The following is a 17,916-nucleotide window of genomic DNA, read 5'->3' as shown; positions in this document are numbered from 1 at the left end:
GGCGGGCGCGCCGACGAGCGTCGCCGCGTCGGGCGCCTCCGACAGGCCGAAGAAGACGAAGTAGGTCGGGTCGTAGACTTCGAGCGCCAGCACGCCGCGCCCCTGCGACGGCGGCGTCTTCAGCGGCAGGCGGAAGCTCAGGGTGAGGCTGTCGCCCTCCATCGCCATCCGCGGCTCGACCGGGTCGGCGAAGGCCTGTTCCTTGCCGCCGACCTTCAGCTTGGTGAAGTAGCCGAATTCGGCGAGGTTGCCGGTGTTCTCGGTGGCGAGGGTCTGCAGCTCGTCCGGCGTGAGCTTGCCGTCCTTGTTCGCGTCCAGCCCCTGCGTGACGAAGGCCGTGTAGGCGGCGTCGAACGTCCAGACGTTGCGCACGGCGACGACCTTGCCGTCGGCGTAGGCGATCTCGGCCTTTGCCGTCACCCAGACGTGCGGATGGGCCGCGGCGGGCAGGGTCGCGAGCGCCAGCAGCGCGGCGGCGAGGGCAGGACGAAGGATCGCGAGATTCGGCTTCATGCGGGTCGGACGCTCGCGGCGCTGAGGTGAAGGATCCGTTAAGCGCATGTCTTGTCGGCATCCGCTGGGGCGAAAGCGAGGCGAACCGCAACGGGGAAGTCCCGCGGGAGGCGACGCCGAATCCGATGTCGGCCGGGCGCCCGGCGGCATCGTCGTCATGGCCTTGGCGACGCGATCGTATTACCCGGGCGAACCAGATGTCGGCCGCCCGCGCCCGCCGGGTCCCGCGCCATTCGGCGCGACCGTCATCCAACCGTCACGACGGCGTCGCAGGCAGGCGCCGACCCGCTACGCCAGAGGCACGCCATGGACTTCCACCGCCGATTCACCGTGCTGATGTGCGCGCCGGCCTTCGATCCGGACGACCTCGAAGGCGTCCGCGTCGCGCAGATCGTCACGGCGGTCGAGGGCCGCGGCTTCGAGGTGATCCGCGCGCGTCGCGTCGAGGACGCGGCGATCGCCGTCCAGACCGACGCCGCGATCGGCTGCATGGTCGTCGACTGGGGCAAGCGCGGCCTCGACGGCAAGGCGGCGTCGCTGATCGACATGATGCGCCGGCGCGGGCTGGAGATGCCGATCGTCATCCTCGTGCGCCGCAAGCGCCTGGAAGACATCCCGGTCGAGTTGCTCGACTTCATCGACGGCTACATCTTCCTCGCCGAGGAGACGCCCGAGTTCATCGCCCGCGGCCTCGTCTCCCGCGTGACGCAGTATGCCGAGACCCTGAAGACGCCGTTCTTCGGCGCGCTCGTCGACTACGCCGAGAAGGGCAACCAGCTCTGGACCTGCCCGGGCCACAACGGCGGCATCTTCTACAACCGCTCGCCGATCGGGCGGATCTTCGTCGAGCATCTCGGCGAGGCGATCTTCCGCGACGACTTGGACAACTCGGTCCTCGACCTCGGCGACCTGCTGACCCACGAGGGTCCGGCGTTGAGGGCGCAGAAGGAGGCCGCCCAGATCTTCGGGGCGGAGAAGACCTACTTCGTCCTCAACGGCACCTCGGCCTCGAACAAGGTGGTGCTGGGCTCGCTGGTGGCCGAGGGCGACCTCGTGCTGTTCGACCGCAACAACCACAAGGCGGCCCACCACGGCGCGCTGATGCTCGCCGGCGGCATCCCGATCTTCCTCGAGACCGACCGCAACGCCTACGGCCTGATCGGCCCGATCTACCACGAGGCCTTGGACGAGCAGGCCATTCGCGAAAAAATCCGCCGCAACCCGCTGGTGGAGGACAAGGAGGCCTGGCGCCGCGAGCGCCCGTTCCGCGTCGCGGTGATCGAGCAGTGCACCTACGACGGCACGATCCTCGACGCGCAGGGCGTCGTCGAGAAGATCGGCCACCTGTGCGACTACATCCTGTTCGACGAGGCCTGGGCCGGCTTCATGAAGTTCCATCCGCTCTTCGTGGGCCGGTTCGCCATGGGGCTGAAGGGGCTCGACGAGACCTCCCCCGGCATCATCGCCACGCAATCGACCCACAAGCAGCTCGCGAGCTTCAGCCAGGCCTCGCAGATCCACACCAAGGACGGTCATATCCGCGGCCAGACCCGACGCGTCGAGCATCGCCGCCTCAACGAGAGCTTCCTCGTCCACGCCTCGACCTCGCCGTTCTACCCGATCTTCGCCTCGCTCGACGTCGGCGCGCAGATGATGAAGGGCCGGTCCGGCATGATCCTGTGGGACGACACGATCCGCCTGGGGATCGAGTGGCGCAAGAAGGTCCGCGCCATCCGCCGCGAGTTCGAGGAGAAGGAGGGCGATCCGAGCCGGCGCTGGTTCTTCGACCCCTTCGTCCCCGACGTGACGCCCGGCCCCGACGGCGTCGACGTGCCGTGGGAGAGCCTGACGACGGACGTGCTCGCCTCGGACCCGAAGCACTGGGAGCTGCGTCCCGGCGCGCGCTGGCACGGCTTCACCCATGTCGGGCCCGAGACCTCGCCCGGCTACGCCATGACCGACCCGAACAAGCTCACGGTGCTGACGCCGGGCTTCGACCGGGCGACTGGGGAATACGCCGCCCACGGCGTGCCGGCGCCGATCGTCGCGCAGTACCTGCGTGAGAACCGGATCGTCGCCGAGAAGAACGACCTCAACTCGCTGCTCTTCCTGCTGACGCCCGGCGTCGAATCGTCCAAGGCCGGCACGCTGATCTCGGGGCTCGTCGCCTTCAAGCGCCTGCACGACGACAACGTGCTGCTGGAGGACGCGATGCCTGAGTTCGTGCGGCGGCGGCCGAACCGCTACCGCGGCATCCGCCTGCGCGACCTCTGCGCCGACTTCCACGCCTTCCACCGCGAGCACGGCACCTCGGCGCTGCAGCGCAAGCAGTTCCAGCCGCAGCACCTGCCCGAGATGGTGATGGCGCCCAAGGCCGCGGCCCAGATGTTGACGCGAAACAACGTCGACTTCGTGCCGATCGCGGAGGCCGAGGGCCGTGTGGCGACGACCTTGCTTCTAGTCTACCCGCCCGGGATCGGCACGGTGCTGCCCGGCGAGCGGATCGATGAGCGGGCCAAGCCGATGCTGGACTACTTCAAGATGTTCGAGCGCTCCGCCAACCTGTTCCCCGGCTTCGAGGCCGAGATCCAGGGCGTCTACCGGCAGGTCGAGCCGGACGGGCAGATCCGCTTCCACACCTACGTCATGCGCGAGGCGCGCTGATGGAGGACGCCGCGGCGCCGGGCGCCCTCGCGACGCCAGAGCCGGCCGCGCCCTGCGCCGACATCGTCATCCGCCCCTCATCGGACGGCGACCTCGCGGCGATGGTGGCAATCTACGAGCACCACATCCGCCGCGGCGTCGGCGACGTCGGCGACTTCGAGGAGGACCGGCTGCTGCCGGACGACCTGCGGCGGCGGCGCAAGACCATGCGCAAGAAGCGCCTGCCCCACCTCGTCGCCGACCGGAACGGGCAAGTCGCGGGCTACGCCTACGCGGTGCCGTTCCGCAAGCGGCCGGCCTACCGCTACACCCTGAAGCACTCGATCTACGTGCATCCCGAGCATCTGCATGCCGGCATCGGCCGGCGCCTGCTGCCGGCGCTGATCGAGGCCTGCGCCGCGGGCGGCTACCGGCAGATGATCGGCTACATCGATTCGGAGAACGCGGCGTCGCTGCGCCTGCACGAGGCTTGCGGATTCGTCCGCGTCGGCCACCTGCCGGCGGTCGGCTACAAGTACGGCCGCTGGAGCGACAGCGTCATGGTGCAATGCGCCCTCGGCTCCGGCTCCGACGACCAGCCCTCGACCTGGCAGAAGCCGGTGGAGGCGCTGGTGGCGGGGCACGACTGGACGGGGAAGTAGCCGCCCAGGGGTTGGTGCGCTGCGGCGAACTCCACGGCGGGCGGAACGTTGTTCCGGCATCGAGGCGCCGGCGTTGGTGATGGCGCCGCTCGACATTCACCGCCAAGGATTCGCATGTCCCGCTCCGACAGCCCCGTGCTGCAGCCCTTCACCCTCGGCGACCTCACGCTGAAGAACCGGGTCGTCATGGCGCCGCTGACGCGGAGCCGGTCCTCCGTCGCCGGGGTGCCGCCGGACTTCGCGGCCGACTATTACGGCCAGCGCGCCAACGCCGGGCTGATCATCTCGGAGGCGACGAACATCTCGCCGCAGGCCGTGGGCTACGCCTACACCCCGGGCATCTGGTCCGATGCGCAGGTCGAGGCCTGGCGCAGGATCGTCGCGACGGTGCATGCCAACGACGGCCGCATCTTCCTGCAGCTCTGGCATACCGGCCGGATCTCACACCCAGACCTTCAGCCGGACGGCGGCTTGCCGGTCTCGGCGTCCGCGATCAAGCCGAAGGGCACCGCCTTCACCGAGGATGGCATGAAGGCGCACGTGACGCCGCGCGCCCTCGAGACGGACGAGATCCCCGGGATCGTCGGGGATTATCGCCGCGCGGCGGAGAACGCCAAGCGCGCCGGCTTCGACGGCGTCGAGATCCACTCGGCGAACAACTACCTGCTGGAACAGTTCGTCCGCGATTCCACCAACACGCGCACCGACCAATACGGCGGCTCCATCGAGAACCGGTTGCGCTTCCCGCTGGCCGTGGTGAAGGCCGTCACCGAGGTCTGGGGTGGGGGAAACCGCGTCGGCATCCGCCTGTCGCCCGCGACCACCGAGCCCGGCAAGACGCCGTTGGACAGCGACCCGCATGCCACCTTCGGCGCCTATGTCAACGCGCTGTCCGATTTCGGCCTGCTCTACATCCACACGATCGAGGGCGTGACGCAGCAGACGCGCGACGTGCCGGACGGCGTCGACTTCCTCGACCTGCGCAAGCGCTTCTCGGGCGCCTATGTCGGCAACAACCAGTACACCCTGGATCTGGCCGAGAAGGAGCTGGCCGAAGGCCACGCCGACCTGTTCAGCTTCGGCCGGCCCTACATCGCCAACCCCGACCTCGTCGCGCGGCTGGCCTCGGGCGCGCCGCTCGCGGAGGCGCCCAAACCCTACTGGTACGGCGGCGGCGCCAACGGATACTCGGACTGGCCGGGCATGGACGGCCCGGTGCAGATCGAGCGCTGAGCCTCCAAGCCCGGTGCGTGGATGTCGCGCCGGGCTCGCCGAACCAAACGGTCAGTGCTGCAGGATCTTCGACAGGAACTGCTGCGCGCGCTCGCTGCGGGGCTGGCCGAAGAAGTCCTCCTTCCGGGCGTCCTCGACGATCTCGCCGCGATCCATGAAGATCACCCGGTCGGCGACCTTGCGGGCGAAGCCCATCTCGTGGGTCACGACCATCATCGTCATGCCCTCCTTGGCGAGTTCGACCATCACGTCGAGCACCTCGCCGACCATTTCCGGGTCGAGCGCCGAGGTCGGCTCGTCGAACAGCATCACCACCGGGTTCATGGCGAGCGCCCGGGCGATCGCCACGCGCTGCTGCTGGCCGCCGGAAAGCTGGCCGGGATACTTGTCGGCGTGGGCCGACAGCCCGACGCGGGCGAGCAGGTCCATGCCCTTCTTCTTCGCCTCCTCGGCCGGGCGCTTCAGCACCTTGCGCTGGGCGACCGTGAGATTCTCGGTGATCGAAAGGTGCGGGAACAGCTCGAAGTGCTGGAACACCATGCCGACCCGCGAGCGGAGCTTCGGCAGGTCAGTGGCCTTGTCGACGACCTTGGTGTCGTTGACCGTGATCTGGCCCTTCTGGATCGGCTCCAGGGCGTTGACGCACTTGATCAGGGTCGACTTGCCGGAGCCCGACGGTCCGCAGACAACGACGACCTCGCCCTTGGCGACCTGGGTGGTGCAGTTCGTCAGCACCTGGAAGTCGCCGTACCACTTGCTGACGTTGTCGATGGCGATCATCGGCGTGCCGGTGGCGATGCGCGGCGGCGGACTCGTCAGCGGTCCGGACTGCAGGCCGGAGTCGGATGGCGCGACCGAACCGGGGGCGACGGGCGTCGTGGCGGTCGGGGCCGGCATCGGCGTCGAGGTCATGGCGCGGTCCTTCAAACAGCGATCACTTGGAAACGGCGATCACGTGAAACGGCGATCAGCGGATGATGGCGACGCGGCGCTGGAGCCGGCGCACCAGGAACGAGGCCGAGAAGCAGACGGCGAAGTAGACGACCGCCGCGAACAGGTACATCTCGACGAGGCGCCCGTCGCGCTGGGCCACCTTCGAGGCTGCGCCGAGGAAGTCGGTCAGCGACAGCACGTAGACCAGCGAGGTGTCCTGGAAGAGCACGATCGTCTGCGTCAGCAGCAGCGGCAGCATGTTGCGGAAGGCCTGCGGCAGCACGACGGTGATCATCGTCTGGGCGTAGGTCATGCCGAGCGCGTAGGCCGCCCCGGTCTGCCCCTTGGGGATCGACTGGATGCCGGCGCGCATGATCTCGGAAAAGTAGGCCGCCTCGAACAGCGTGAAGGTGATCAGCGCCGACGAGAACGCGCCGACCTGGATCGGCCGCGAGGCGCCGGTGAGGTAGGCGCCGATATACGGCACCAGGAAGTAGAACCAGAAGATCACCAGCACGAGCGGCAGCGAGCGCATCAGCTCGACGTAGACCTTGGCCATGTGTTTGAGACCGGGCACGCCCGAAAGCCGCGCCATGGCGAGCAGGGTGCCGAGCACCACGCCCATGCCGGCGGCGAGCGCCGTCAGGGTCACGGTGAACACCATGCCCGTCCCGAAAAGGTAGGGCAGCGATCCGAAGACGACGCCGAAATCGAAGTTCGAGAACATCAGCGCTGCCCGGGAACCGCCACGCTGCGTTCCAGGAGGGACGCGAGCACGATGACGAAGAGGTTGATGAGGACGTAGAGGATCGTGGCGGCCGTGAAGGCCTCGAACACCTGGAACGAGAATTCCTGCATCGAGCGCGCCCGGGCGGTGAGCTCGAGCAGGCCGATCGTCAGCGCGACGGAGGTGTTCTTGAGGTTGTTCAAAAACTCCGAGGTCATCGGCGGCAGGATGACCCGGTAGGCGTTCGGCAGCAGCACGTAGCGATAGGTCTGGTAGACCGTGAAGCCCATCGCCGTGCCGGCGAGGCCCTGGCCCCGCGGCAGCGACTGGATGCCGGCGCGCACCTGCTCGGCGACGCGCGAGGCGGTGAAGAACCCGAGGCAGACGACGCCGGTGTAGAACGGCGCGTTCGGCAGCTGCTTGAGGGCGTTGCCCCAGGATTGCGGCAGCACCTCCGGCAGCACGAAGTACCAGAGGAACATCTGCACCAGCAGCGGGATGTTGCGGAACAGCTCGACATAGGCCGTGCCGACCGCGTTCGCGGCCTTCGACGGCAGCGTGCGCATCACGCCCACGAGCGATCCGAGGAAGAAGGCGATGACCCAGGATGAGAGCGCGGTCGCGATCGTCCAGACCAGGCCCGAGAGCAGCATGTCGGCATAGGTGCCGGTGCCTTCGGGGGATGGTTCGAAGAAGATGCCCCAGTTCCAGTTGTAGTTCATCGCCCGCGCTTCACCGTTTCTCGTTCGATCGATCCGCGTCGCGGATCCCGAAGGGCGCCCCCCGGGATCCGCTCGGCCCGGCTCAGTAGGCGGCCGGGTCGGCGCTGTCGCTCGGGCTCTTGAACTGCTTCACCATCGCGTCGCTCATCGGGAGCTTCAGGTTGATGTTGCGCGGCGGGATCGGCTTCTCGAACCACTTGGTGTAGAGCGCCTTGCCCTCGGGGCTCTCGTACAGCGCCTTGGTCGCAGCGTCGGCCACGGCCTTGAACGGCGCGTCGTCCTTGCGCAGCATGATGCCGTAGGGCTCGGGCTTCGACAGGGCTTCCGTCGAGATCTCGTAGGCGTCGGGGGTCTTCGAGCCGGCCATCAGCGAGGCGAGCAGCACGTCGTCCATCACGAAGGCCACGGCGCGGCCGGTCTCGACCATCAGGAACGCCTCGGCGTGGTCCTTGGCGGGCAAGATGGTCAGGCCCATGCTCTTGGCCGTGTTGGCCTCGTTGATCTGCTTGATGTTCGTCGTGCCCGAGGTCGAGACCACGGTCTTGCCCTTGAGGTCGTCGATCGTGTGCAGCTTGGCGTCCTTCTTCGAGACGTAGCGGGTCGCCGTCAGGAAGTGGGTGTTGGTGAACGAAGCCTGCTTCTGGCGGTCGGCGTTGTTCGTGGTCGAGCCGCACTCGAGGTCGATCGTGCCGTTGGCGATCAGCGGGATGCGGGTCGCGGAGGTGACCGGGTTGAGCTTCACCTCCATGCCCGGAAGCTTGAGCTCCTTCTTCACCGCCTCGGCGATCTTCAGGCAGATGTCCATCGCGTAGCCGACCGGCTTCTGGTCGCCGTCGAGGTAGGAGAACGGCACCGAGGAATCGCGGTAGCCGATGGTGAGGGCGTTGGTCTCCTTCACCTTCTTCAGCGTGCCGGTCAGTTCCTGGGCCTGGGCGCCGGCTGCGAACAGCGCCGCGCCGAGCGCGAGGCCAGCGACGATCCCGCGGCGGTCGAGGTTGGATTGCGTCAAGACGAAACTCCCGTGACGAGCCGCACGGACAGTGCGGCGTGTGGCGGACGCACAGAGGGCGGCCGGCGCTGGCCGGGCCTCTGCAATGATGGTGCCGGAACGAGGCTCGGCGAAGCGAGCTTGGCCGATGGGCTGGGGACAACTGCGCCGCGCATCGGAACCGAAGCAGTAAACGCACTCATGACCCGGAACCGGGCCGTCTCCGGCCGGGTGCGGTCTGCCCGCACGGATCGAGGCCGTGGCGCGTCGGCGTTCACAGGGTCCACCCGGTTGTCGATCCGAACGTCGGAGCCGGGCGTTTTCGCCCATGCGGGATGCAATGTGCACGATTCCCGGGCGGACGCACCGGGATTTCGCGGCTCGGCGGCGATTATGCCTGGAAAGCCGCCAATCTGTCTCGCGGAACGGAGACGAACGAGCCGCCCCGCAGGGCACGGGACGGCTCGGTCTTCGGAGCGACGAGCGCTACTTGGTGACTTCGTTGCCGGCGTAGTCGATGTTGCCGGCCGCGTTCTTCTTCCACTGGTACATCACGTAGTCGGGCTTCGTGATGTCGCCCTTCTTGTCGTAGGCGATCGGGCCGACGACGGTGTCGACCGGCTTGCCCATGTGCAGCCACTCCGCCAGCTTCTTGCCGTCGGTCGAGCCGGTCTCCTGCATCGCCTTGGCGAGCACCTGGACCGCGGCGTAGGAGTAGAGGGTGTAGCCCTCGGGATCGATGCCCTTGGCCTTGAAGCCGGCGAGCGCGTCCTTGGCGTTGGGGTTCTTGCGCGCGTCCGGCGGGAACGTGGTCAGGGTGCCTTCCGCCGCCGGGCCGGCGATCGCCACCAGCTCCTTGTCGACGAGGCCGTCGCCGCCCATCAGCGGCGCCTTCAAGCCCTGGTCGCTCATCTGGCGCAGGATCAAACCGGCTTCGGTGTAGTAGCCGCCGAAATACACCACGTCGATCTTGTTGGATTTCAGCTTCGAGACGAGGGCCGAATAGTCCTTCTCGCCCGGGTTGATGCCCTCGTAGATCGCGTCCTTGCCGCCGTTGGCCTTCAGCGCCTTCAGTGTCTCGTCGGCCAGGCCCTTGCCGTAGGGGGTCTTGTCGTGGACGAAGGCGATCTTCTTGCCCTTGAAGTTCGTTGCGAGGTAGGCGCCCGCCACCGCGCCCTGCTGGTCGTCGCGGCCGCAGGTGCGGAACACGTTCCAGAGGCCGCGCTCGGTGAACTTCACCGCCGTCGAGGCCGGGGTCACCTGGATGATGCCGGCGTCCTGGTAGACGTCGGAGGCCGGGATCGACACGCCGGAATTGTAGTCGCCGACGACCATCTTCACGCCGTCCGAGGCGAACTTGTTGGCGACCGAGACGCCCTGCTTGGGGTCGGACGCGTCGTCGCCGACGAGGACAGAGAAGGTGGTGCCCTTCACCGCGCCGGACTTGTTCAGGTCCTCGACCGCCTGGGTCGCGCCGTTCTTGAGCTGCGTCCCGATCGCCGCGCTGTTGCCGGTGATCGGCGCGGCGATGCCGAGCTTGATCTCTGCGCCTTGCGCCGCCGCGAGCATGGCACCGAGACCGAGGCCGGCCAGAAGTATCGCTCTCATCGCAAATCCCCTTGGTTGTGATCTGAATTCGGACCGCGGGCCAAGGGCAAGAATCGTGCGCTCGGCACGCGCCTCGCCGCGGTCGCGATCAAGGTTCGCCGGCCGCCGGCGCACGGCTCCGCCAGGTCAGGGGCGAGGTCCGCTCGTAGAGCCAGCGATACTGGGTCGTCATCTGCCGCGTCCGGGTCCAGCGGTAGCCCGCCAGCCCGACGATCATGACGACGACGGCGTCGACCGCATAGTAGTGCAGTGACAGAAGCGTCCCACCGAATAGCGCGAAGTGGATGAAGCGCACCGCCGCCGCCACCGCGAGGAGCGCCGGCACGATCTGCCAGAGCGGCCGCCACGCCTTGGCGAGGCCCCGGGCGGCCATCCACCCGGCCCAGCCGCCCATCGCCACGGTGACGAGGAGGAACAGCGCGATCGATTCTTCCTCGTAGATCACACCCTGCATCGCGTCAGGCCTCCACCGGGGCGCCGTGCCCGCCTTCGAGGTAGGCGGCCTTGATCGCGGGGTCGGCGAGCAGCGCCCGCCCGGTGCCGCTCATGGTGATGCGGCCGTTGACCAGCACGTAGCCGCGATGCGCCAGCTTGAGCGCATGGTAGGCGTTCTGCTCGACGAGGAAGATCGTCATGCCGTCGCGCCGGTTGAGGTCGCGCACCGCATCGAAGATGCCCTTCACCACCAGCGGCGCGAGCCCGAGCGAGGGCTCGTCGAGCAGCAGCAGGCGCGGGCGGCTCATCAGGGCGCGGGCGATGGCCAGCATCTGCTGCTCGCCGCCCGACATGGTGCCGGCGCGCTGGGTCAGGCGCTCCTTCAGCCGCGGGAACAGGGCGCAGACGCGCTCGAGGTCCTGCGCGAAGTACTGCCCGTTGTGGAGCGCGGCACCCATCTGCAGGTTCTCGTGCACGCTCATGCGCGGGAAGACCCGGCGGCCCTCCGGCGACTGCGCGATCGCGAGGCGGGCGATCTCGTGGGTCGGCAGGCGGGTGATTTCGCGCCCGTCGTAGGTGATCGTGCCCTCGCGGGCCTGCGGCGCCCCGAAGATCGTCATCATCAGGGTCGACTTGCCGGCGCCGTTGGCGCCGATCAGCGTGACGATCTCGCCCTCGGTGACGTCGAGGTCGACGCCGCGCAGAGCCGCGACGCTGCCGTAATAGGTCGAGACCCCGCGCACCGAGAGCAGGGTCTTGCGGACCCCGGCCTTCTCGGCGGCGAGCGCCCGGGTCTCCTCGACGAGGACGTTGATGCCGGCGACGCTCAAGCCTCGACCTCCAGATGGGTCACGGTGAGGCCGACCTCGGCCTCGACGGCCTCGACCTCCTCGTCCTCGACGCCGAGATAGGCGGCGATCACCCGCGGGTCGGCGCGGACTTCGCCGGGCGTGCCGTCGGCGATCTTCACGCCATAATCGAGCACCACGACGTGGTCGGAGATCTCCATCACCACCGACATGTCGTGCTCGATCAGCAGCACCGAGGTGTCGTGCGCGTCGCGGATGTGGCGCAGCAGCGCGTTGAGCTCGCCCGATTCGCGCGGGTTCAGGCCGGCGGCGGGCTCGTCGAGGCAGAGCAGAACCGGCTCGGTGCACATCGCCCGGGCGATCTCCAGGCGGCGCTGGGCGCCGTAGGGCAGGTCGCCGGCCGGGTCGTCGGCCCGGTCGATCAGGTCGATGCGGCCGAGCCAGTCCTTGGCCCGCTCGATCGCCGCGGCCTCCGCCCGGCGGTAGACCGGGAGGCCGAGGAGTCCGAGCACGGTCATGCCGGACGCCCGCATCAGCGGGGCGTGCTGGGCGACGAGAAGGTTCTCCAGCACCGTCATGCCCTGGAACAGGCGGATGTTCTGGAAGGTGCGCGCCACCCGGCCGATCCGGTTGACGGCATGGTTCGGCAGACGTTCGAGCAGGTGCTTCGATCCGTCGGCGTGGGCCAGCGTCAGCTTGCCCTCGGTCGGCTTGTAGAAGCCGGTGATGCAGTTGAAGACCGTGGTCTTGCCGGCGCCGTTCGGGCCGATCAGCGCGGTGATGTCGCCGCGCCGGGCCTTGAAGGACAGGTCGCCGACGGCGACGAGCCCGCCGAAGCGCATGGTGAGGTGGTCGACGGTGAGCACCGCCTCGGCGTCGGGGGAAGGCCGCGTCATCAACCGTGGCCCTCGCTGACGTGGGCGCCCGAGATCGCGCGGCGCTCGCCGAGCGCCACCGAGGGCGTTCGCTCCGAGATCAGCCCGCGCGGGCGCCAGACCATCATCGCCACCATGGCGAGGCCGAACAGCAGCAGGCGGTACTCGTTCGGATCGAAGCCTTGGCCGAACACCGCCTTCAGGAACCCGAGGTTGCGCAGCATCTCGGGGCCGCCGACCATGGCCACCGCCGCGATCGCGACGCCGACCTGGCTGCCCATGCCGCCGAGCACCACGATCGCCAGGATGATCGCGCTCTCGAGGAAGTTGAAGCTCTCGGGGCTGATGAAGCCCTGGCGCACGGCGAAGAACGAGCCGGCGAACCCGCCGAAGGCCGCCCCGAGGGCGAAGGCCGTGAGCTTCGTCGTGGTGGTGTTGATGCCGAGGGAGCGGCAGGCGATCTCGTCCTCGCGCAACGCCTCCCAGGCGCGGCCGATCGGCAGCCGTCGCAGCCGCAGCGTCACGACGTTGGTGATCAGGGCGAGCGCCAGGATCAGGTAGTACAGGAACACGACCCGGTGCATCGAGTCGAAGGTCAGCCCGAAGCGGGCCGCGAACCCGTCCTCGCCCGCGGTGAAGGGGATGCCGAAGAAGGTCGCGCGCGGGATCGACGAGATGCCGGCGCCGCCGCCGGTGACGTCGACCCAGTTGATCAGCACGAGGCGGATGATCTCGCCGAAGGCCAGCGTGACGATGGCGAGGTAGTCGCCGCGCAACCGCAGCACGGGAAAGCCGAGCAGCATGCCCCACAGGGCGGCGAACAGGCCGGCGAGCGGAAGGCAGACCCAGAACGACAGGCCGAAGGTTGTGGACAGGAGTGCGTAGGAATAGGCGCCGACCGCGTAGAACGCGACGTAGCCGAGGTCGAGCAGGCCCGCGAGGCCGACGACGATGTTGAGGCCCCAGCCGAGCATCACGTAGGTGAGGATCAGGATGCCGAGGTCGATCCAGTAGCGCCCCTCCCCGAGGCTGCCGCTGGCGAGCGCCGCGACGACGGGGAGCGTCAGCGCGATGCCGATGAACAGCCACAGCGCCAGCATCGAGACGCGCTGCCCGGCATTCGGGGTGGCGCCGACCGCCTCCGTTGCCTGCGAACGCGCCGGGGTGAGCGCCCGGCGGGCGTCGCGGCGCATCAGGATCAGGCGCTGCGCGAGGCGGGCCAGGAAGATCGCGGCGCAGAGCGCGAGGACGAGGCCCCAGCGCGGCGTCAGCTCGAGGCCGCCGGTCGGGCCGGCATCGGTCCGGAAGGCGACCACCGGCACGCACAGCGCGAAGGTGCCGAGCGCGTAGAAGGCGGCGTCCTTGAGGATGCCGGGGAGGCCGACGGCCCCGCGTGTGGCGGCGGCCATCAAACCTTCTCGACCTCGGCGCGGCCGAGGATCCCCGACGGCATGAAGATGAGCACCACGGCGAGGATCGAGAAGGCGGCGACGTCCTTGTACTCGATCGAGAAGTAGGCCGACCAGAACGTCTCGATCAGGCCGATGATCAGGCCGCCGAGCACCGCGCCCGGCAGCGAGCCGATGCCGCCCAGAACCGCCGCGGTGAACGCCTTCACCCCCGGCACGAAGCCGTCCGAGAACGAGACCACGCCGTAATACATCAGGTACAGGACGCCGGCGACGGCGGCGAGCGCGGCGCCGAGCACGAAGGTGAGCGAGATCGTGCGGTCGACGTCGATGCCGAGCAGCGCGGCCATCTTGCGGTCCTGCTCGCAGGCGCGCTGCGCCCGGCCGAAGGGCGTGCGCTGGACGAGGTACCAGAAGCCGGTGAGCAGCACCGCGGTCACCGCCATGATCAGGCACTGCTTGTAGGACAGGAACACCTGGAAGCCGTCGGTCTCGAACAGGGTGATCCCGCCCGACAGCATCGGCGGAAGCGGCTTGTTGCGCGCGCCCTGCGCCACCTGGACGAAGTTCGAGAGGAAGATCGAGACGCCGATCGCCGAGATCAGCGGCGCCAGCCGGAAGGAGCCGCGCAGGGGACGATAGGCCACCCGCTCGATCGCCCAGCCCCAGAGCGCGGTGAGCACCATCGAGACCACGAGCACGATCAGGAAGGCCAGCGCGATCGACGAGACGCCGAGCCAGGTGGTGAGGATCAGGAAGCCGATCAAGGCGATGAAGCTTGAGACCATGAAGACGTCGCCGTGGGCGAAGTTGACCATGCCGATGATGCCGAACACCATCGTGTATCCGATCGCGATCAGGCCGTAGATCGACCCGAGCGTCAGCCCGTTGATCAACTGCTGTACGAAGACATCCATCGTGTGCCCGTCTCTCCGTCTGCGCGCCGTGCCTTGAGGGCAAGTCCCGCATTCATGGCAAGTCCCGTATTCATGGCAAGTCCCGTACCGCACCTGTGGCTCGGCGGCCACAAGGCGCGGCGACTGCAGTTTCAGCGGGACCGCGGCCAAGCATAGCCCGCGGCGCGACGAGAATGCCACGCCGGATCATCCGATCCCGGCAAAAAACAAAAGGTCTGAAACGACGGGATTAAAGCTGCGCAGCCGCTTGCGCATGGCGCGCTTCCTGCTTCACATTCTCTTAACGGACAGTCGTGCGCCGGCTCGCATTCGCCCAGGAGTTCCCGATGACAGGTTCGCGGCTGACGACCATGATCTTCGTGGGCATGCTACTGGGCATCGCGGTCGGCTATCTCTGTAGCATCACCTGGCCCGATCCGCAGACCTCCAAGGAGATCGCCGGCTACATCGCGCTGATCAGCGACATCTTCCTGCGGCTGATCAAGATGATCATCGCGCCACTGGTGTTCTCGACGCTCGTCGTCGGCATCGCGCATCTCGGGGATACGGCCTCGGTCGGTCGCGTCGGCGGCAAGGCGCTGCTGTGGTTCGTCGGCGCCTCGTTCTGCTCGCTGATGCTGGGCCTCGTCCTCGTCAACATCATGCAGCCCGGCCACAACCTGAACCTGCCGCTGCCCGACGTCGGCGCCGGCACCGGTCTGAAGGCCGCCTCGCTGTCGCTGAAGGAGTTCGTCACCCACCTCGTGCCCAAGAGCGCGGTCGAGGCGATGGCCAACAACGAAATCCTGCAGATCGTCGTGTTCTCGATCTTCTTCGGCGTGGCGCTCGCGGCGCTCGGCGAGAAGGGCCACTTCCTGGCCAAGGGCATCGAGGGCGTGGCCGACGTGATGCTCAAGGTCACCGGCTACGTGATGCTGTTCGCGCCCGTCGCGGTGTTCGCGGCGATCGCGGCGACGATCACCACGCAGGGCATCGGCGTGCTCGTCACCTACGGCAAGTTCCTGGTCGAGTTCTACATCGGCCTCGGCGTGCTCTGGGGCCTGCTGATGGGCGTCGGCTTCCTAATGCTCGGGGGAGCCGGGATCAAACGGCTGTTCAACCTGATCAAGGAGCCGTTCGTGCTCGCCTTCTCGACCGCATCGAGCGAGGCGGCCTACCCGAAGATGCTCACGAACCTCGAGCAGTTCGGCGTGCCCAACCGCATCACCTCGTTCGTGCTGCCGATGGGCTACTCGTTCAACCTCGACGGCTCGATGATGTACTGCACCTTCGCCGTGATGTTCATCGCGCAGGCGTACAACATCCCGCTCACCTGGGGGCAGCAGCTCACGATGCTGTTCCTGCTGATGGTGACATCGAAGGGCATGGCCGGCGTGCCGCGCGCCTCGCTCGTCGTGATCTCGGCGACGCTGACGCAGTTCAACATCCCGGAGGCCGGGCTGCTGCTGATCATCGGCATCGACCAGTTCCTCGACATGGGCCGCTCGGCGACCAACGTGCTCGGCAACAGCATCGCCACCGTCGCCGTCGCGAAATGGGAGGGCCAGCTGACCACGAGCGACCAGCGGCTCGACCATGTCGGCGCCGTGGCCGCCGCCGAGTAGGCCTCCGTCCCGACCGGGCTTTGCCTGCCGTATCCAGGAGTATCGCGATGGCGTCAGGCAAGGTGATCGCGGCGTTGGCGGCGGGGCTGATAGCGGTCGGGCTCATCGCGACGCCCGGGCCGGCGGGGGCGGTCGACGTGCTCACCGGCTCGCTCAAGACCATCGCCGCCAAGGGCGAGGTGGTGATCGGCTACCGCACCAGCTCGGTCCCGTTCTCCTTCGTCGAGGGCAAGCGGGCCGACGGCAGCCCGCGCCCGATCGGCTACGCGATCGACCTCTGCGGCGAGATCGTCGACGAGATCGGCCGCGAGACCGGGCGCACCGACCTGAAGGTCCGCTACGAGCCGGTGACCTCCGAGACGCGGTTCGCGGCGGTGTCCGAGGGAAGGGTCGACCTCGAATGCGGCTCGACCACCGCCAACGCCGAACGCCGCCGCACGGCGGCGTTCTCGCCGGTGACGTTCATCAGCGCGACGAAGCTTCTGGTGCCGCGGGCCTCGGCGATCGCGTCCTATCGCGAGCTGGGCGGCAAGAAGGTCGTCGTCACGGCCGGCACCACCAACGAGCGCGCCGTGCGCGATATCCTGGCCAAGCTCAAGCTGCAGGCCGAGATCCTGACCGGAAAGGACCACGCGGAATCCTACGCCATGGTCAAGGACGGCCGGGCCGACGCCTTCGCCACCGACGAAATCCTGCTCTACGGCCTGATCGCCAACGACGGGACCGACGGCGCCAAGTACACGGTGCTGCCGGACAAGCTCTCGTTCGAGCCCTACGGCATCATGTTCCGCAAGGACGACCCGGAGATGGCCGGCGCGGTCGCCGCCACCTTCAGCCGCCTCGCCGAGAGCCGCGAGCTGCGCTGGACCTACGAGCGCTGGTTCCTCAAGCGCCTGCCGAACGGCGAGCGCCTCAACGTGCCGATGTCGAACGACCTCCACACCAGCTTCCAGCTGATCGGGCTGGAGGATTGAGGTAGGGCGTTCGCGGATTGACGCAGGCTTGATCTGAAGGAAGAGACGCCCCCTCTCCCCGCGGGCGGGGAGAGGCCTGCAGGCACCGCGTCGCGCCTGCAGGAAGCGGAGGCGGAGCCGACGCGGCGGTGAGGGGAAGGTGCCGGATGAGGCTTCCCCGTCGAAGCCCCCTCACCCTCGGCTGCGGCCTCGCTTCGCCGACGACGAGGTCGGCAAAGCCCTCTCCCCGCAGGCGGGGCGAGGGGATGCGCGCACCTTGGACAGCACCGAAGCCGGGCAATCGGTGGCCGCGGCGGGGTTCGTGCGCGCCCCGCGCTTACCCCCGGCCGGCTTCGGCCTTCCGGTATTCCCGTCCGTGCTCGCAATAGCCCTCGACGATCCGGACCATCATCGCGCGCTTCTCGGCGTCCAGCGGGGCGAGGATGCGGGCCGGGCGGCCGCCCCAGAGGTAGCCGCCTTCGAGGAGCTGGCCGGGATCGGTGGTACTCCCTGCCGCCAGCATGACGTCGTCGGCGATGACCGTGCCTGGGGCGACCGAGGCGCCGATGCCGATCAGCGAGCGGGCGCCGATGCGGCTGTCGCCGATGCGGACGTTGTGGCCGATGGTGGTGTCGCGGCCGATGACGACGCCCTCCCCGCGGGTGCGGATCACGGTGTTGTCCTGGATGTTGGTGTCGGCGCCGACGAGGATCGGCCCGACCTCGGCGTGGAGGTCGCAGGAGAACAGCACGCTCGATCCGGCACCGAGGCTGACGCGTCCGCGGACGCGGGCCGTGCTGGCGACGTAGACCGTGTCCTCCACCTCCGGCGGATCGCCGGCCGCGACGGGCGCCGGGTCGCCCGCGGCCTCGCGCAGGCGCTCGG

General features: G+C 68.4%; 17 protein-coding genes. 5 read left to right on the top strand and 12 right to left on the bottom strand.

Going from position 1 to position 17,916, the window contains the following annotated elements:
* On the bottom strand, positions 1–513 hold a 513-nt coding region (locus FV222_RS04720; RefSeq protein WP_147813210.1), incomplete at its 3' end, for a DUF1007 family protein.
* A gap of 306 nt (positions 514–819) precedes the next feature.
* Between FV222_RS04720 and FV222_RS04715 the strand changes: the two genes are divergently transcribed.
* The 3 genes from FV222_RS04715 to FV222_RS04705 all read left to right on the top strand — a co-directional run bounded on the left by FV222_RS04715 (position 820) and on the right by FV222_RS04705 (position 5,051).
* On the top strand, positions 820–3,177 hold the full coding sequence (locus FV222_RS04715) for an Orn/Lys/Arg decarboxylase N-terminal domain-containing protein (RefSeq protein WP_147752791.1): 2,358 nt from the start codon (positions 820–822) through the stop codon (positions 3,175–3,177).
* On the top strand, positions 3,177–3,818 hold the full coding sequence (locus FV222_RS04710) for a GNAT family N-acetyltransferase (protein ID WP_147752790.1): 642 nt from the start codon (positions 3,177–3,179) through the stop codon (positions 3,816–3,818). Before FV222_RS04715 ends, FV222_RS04710 begins: the two co-directional genes overlap by 1 nt.
* Before the next feature lie 114 nt (positions 3,819–3,932).
* Complete coding sequence (locus FV222_RS04705) at positions 3,933–5,051, top strand: alkene reductase (protein WP_147813208.1); 1,119 nt, start codon at positions 3,933–3,935, stop codon at positions 5,049–5,051.
* A 51-nt stretch (positions 5,052–5,102) separates the two neighbouring features.
* On the opposite strand, the gene FV222_RS04700 is transcribed toward FV222_RS04705, so the two are convergent.
* From FV222_RS04700 to FV222_RS04655, 10 genes are all read right to left on the bottom strand, one after another.
* A complete protein-coding gene (locus FV222_RS04700) occupies positions 5,103–5,831 on the bottom strand; it encodes an amino acid ABC transporter ATP-binding protein (protein WP_147752796.1) in 729 nt (242 codons plus the stop codon).
* Between the two features lie 187 nt (positions 5,832–6,018).
* Positions 6,019–6,711 (bottom strand): ABC transporter permease subunit, encoded by a 693-nt coding sequence (locus FV222_RS04695; protein ID WP_147813206.1) that lies wholly within the window; start codon positions 6,709–6,711, stop codon positions 6,019–6,021.
* Positions 6,711–7,433, bottom strand: coding sequence for an amino acid ABC transporter permease (locus tag FV222_RS04690; RefSeq protein WP_147752787.1), 723 nt, complete (start codon positions 7,431–7,433; stop codon positions 6,711–6,713). Before FV222_RS04690 ends, FV222_RS04695 begins: the two co-directional genes overlap by 1 nt.
* Positions 7,434–7,515: 82 nt before the next feature.
* Positions 7,516–8,412 (bottom strand): amino acid ABC transporter substrate-binding protein, encoded by an 897-nt coding sequence (locus FV222_RS04685; protein ID WP_147752795.1) that lies wholly within the window; start codon positions 8,410–8,412, stop codon positions 7,516–7,518.
* Between the two features lie 495 nt (positions 8,413–8,907).
* Positions 8,908–10,029, bottom strand: coding sequence for a branched-chain amino acid ABC transporter substrate-binding protein (locus FV222_RS04680; protein ID WP_147752786.1), 1,122 nt, complete (start codon positions 10,027–10,029; stop codon positions 8,908–8,910).
* Between the two features lie 88 nt (positions 10,030–10,117).
* The gene (locus FV222_RS04675; RefSeq protein WP_147752785.1) at positions 10,118–10,483 is read right to left on the bottom strand and encodes a DUF6867 family protein; all 366 of its coding nucleotides are present in this window, start codon (positions 10,481–10,483) and stop codon (positions 10,118–10,120) included.
* Between the two features lie 4 nt (positions 10,484–10,487).
* Positions 10,488–11,294, bottom strand: a complete 807-nt coding sequence (locus tag FV222_RS04670; RefSeq protein ID WP_147761405.1) for an ABC transporter ATP-binding protein — start codon at positions 11,292–11,294, stop codon at positions 10,488–10,490.
* The gene (locus FV222_RS04665; protein WP_147761406.1) at positions 11,291–12,169 is read right to left on the bottom strand and encodes an ABC transporter ATP-binding protein; all 879 of its coding nucleotides are present in this window, start codon (positions 12,167–12,169) and stop codon (positions 11,291–11,293) included. The genes FV222_RS04670 and FV222_RS04665 overlap by 4 nt, the downstream gene beginning before the upstream one ends.
* Complete coding sequence (gene livM, locus FV222_RS04660) at positions 12,169–13,557, bottom strand: high-affinity branched-chain amino acid ABC transporter permease LivM (protein ID WP_147761407.1); 1,389 nt, start codon at positions 13,555–13,557, stop codon at positions 12,169–12,171. The genes FV222_RS04665 and livM overlap by 1 nt, the downstream gene beginning before the upstream one ends.
* Positions 13,557–14,474: a branched-chain amino acid ABC transporter permease LivH gene (locus tag FV222_RS04655; protein WP_147752781.1), complete on the bottom strand. Its 918-nt coding sequence runs from the start codon at positions 14,472–14,474 to the stop codon at positions 13,557–13,559. The genes livM and FV222_RS04655 overlap by 1 nt, the downstream gene beginning before the upstream one ends.
* Before the next feature lie 326 nt (positions 14,475–14,800).
* Here FV222_RS04655 and FV222_RS04650 point away from each other — a divergent pair, with 326 nt between their 5' ends.
* Positions 14,801–16,078, top strand: coding sequence for a dicarboxylate/amino acid:cation symporter (locus FV222_RS04650; RefSeq protein WP_147752780.1), 1,278 nt, complete (start codon positions 14,801–14,803; stop codon positions 16,076–16,078).
* A gap of 47 nt (positions 16,079–16,125) precedes the next feature.
* On the top strand, positions 16,126–17,052 hold the full coding sequence (locus tag FV222_RS04645) for an amino acid ABC transporter substrate-binding protein (protein ID WP_147761408.1): 927 nt from the start codon (positions 16,126–16,128) through the stop codon (positions 17,050–17,052).
* Between the two features lie 316 nt (positions 17,053–17,368).
* Here FV222_RS04645 and FV222_RS04640 read toward each other — a convergent pair.
* A partial coding sequence (locus FV222_RS04640; RefSeq protein ID WP_147813204.1) for a gamma carbonic anhydrase family protein occupies positions 17,369–17,916 on the bottom strand: 548 nt, incomplete at its 5' end.

This window comes from Methylobacterium sp. WL103 (genome assembly GCF_008039885.1).
Taxonomy (GTDB): Bacteria; Pseudomonadota; Alphaproteobacteria; order Rhizobiales; family Beijerinckiaceae; genus Methylobacterium; species Methylobacterium cerastii.
Note: the sequence above shows the minus strand (reverse complement) of the source record. Positions and strands in the feature narration are given on the sequence as shown.

Coding starts and splice junctions, on each gene's coding strand:
- FV222_RS04715 (WP_147752791.1), top strand. CDS start 820: ATGGACTTCCACCGCCGATTCACCGTGCTGATGTGCGCGCCGGCCTTC.
- FV222_RS04710 (WP_147752790.1), top strand. CDS start 3,177: ATGGAGGACGCCGCGGCGCCGGGCGCCCTCGCGACGCCAGAGCCGGCC.
- FV222_RS04705 (WP_147813208.1), top strand. CDS start 3,933: ATGTCCCGCTCCGACAGCCCCGTGCTGCAGCCCTTCACCCTCGGCGAC.
- FV222_RS04700 (WP_147752796.1), bottom strand. CDS start 5,831: ATGATCGCCATCGACAACGTCAGCAAGTGGTACGGCGACTTCCAGGTG.
- FV222_RS04695 (WP_147813206.1), bottom strand. CDS start 6,711: ATGTTCTCGAACTTCGATTTCGGCGTCGTCTTCGGATCGCTGCCCTAC.
- FV222_RS04690 (WP_147752787.1), bottom strand. CDS start 7,433: ATGAACTACAACTGGAACTGGGGCATCTTCTTCGAACCATCCCCCGAA.
- FV222_RS04680 (WP_147752786.1), bottom strand. CDS start 10,029: ATGAGAGCGATACTTCTGGCCGGCCTCGGTCTCGGTGCCATGCTCGCG.
- FV222_RS04675 (WP_147752785.1), bottom strand. CDS start 10,483: ATGCAGGGTGTGATCTACGAGGAAGAATCGATCGCGCTGTTCCTCCTC.
- FV222_RS04665 (WP_147761406.1), bottom strand. CDS start 12,169: ATGACGCGGCCTTCCCCCGACGCCGAGGCGGTGCTCACCGTCGACCAC.
- livM (WP_147761407.1), bottom strand. CDS start 13,557: ATGGCCGCCGCCACACGCGGGGCCGTCGGCCTCCCCGGCATCCTCAAG.
- FV222_RS04655 (WP_147752781.1), bottom strand. CDS start 14,474: ATGGATGTCTTCGTACAGCAGTTGATCAACGGGCTGACGCTCGGGTCG.
- FV222_RS04650 (WP_147752780.1), top strand. CDS start 14,801: ATGACAGGTTCGCGGCTGACGACCATGATCTTCGTGGGCATGCTACTG.
- FV222_RS04645 (WP_147761408.1), top strand. CDS start 16,126: ATGGCGTCAGGCAAGGTGATCGCGGCGTTGGCGGCGGGGCTGATAGCG.